This window comes from Opacimonas viscosa (assembly GCF_024199005.1).
Taxonomy (GTDB): Bacteria; Pseudomonadota; Gammaproteobacteria; order Enterobacterales; family Alteromonadaceae; genus Opacimonas; species Opacimonas viscosa.
In genome coordinates, this window is the sequence record NZ_JANATA010000180.1 from 1 (window position 1) to 264 (window position 264).

General features: G+C 48.1%; 1 protein-coding gene. It reads left to right on the forward strand.

What is annotated here, in order from left to right:
* Nucleotides 1-264, forward strand: a 264-nt coding sequence (locus NLF92_RS13210) for a response regulator transcription factor (protein ID WP_254102696.1), incomplete at both ends; no start/stop codon positions are given.

Below are 264 nucleotides of genomic sequence, written 5' to 3' on the forward strand. Positions count from 1 at the left end.
AGGGTTTCAAAAAGGCGCCGATGATTATTTAGTGAAGCCGTTTGACATGCCCGAACTGGTTGCCCGGGTTTTCGCACTGGCACACAGGCGTTCATCACAAGTGAAAAAGCTGCGCTTTGGCAACGTAAGTTTAGCAATGGGAAGCGACGTAGTAAGTGTTGAGAACGTGCCTATTAAGTTAAGCCCCACAGCATTTACGCTGCTAAAGGCATTGTTACAGCAACAAGGAAAAGTTATGCCACGAGAGCGCCTTCTTGATGCGGT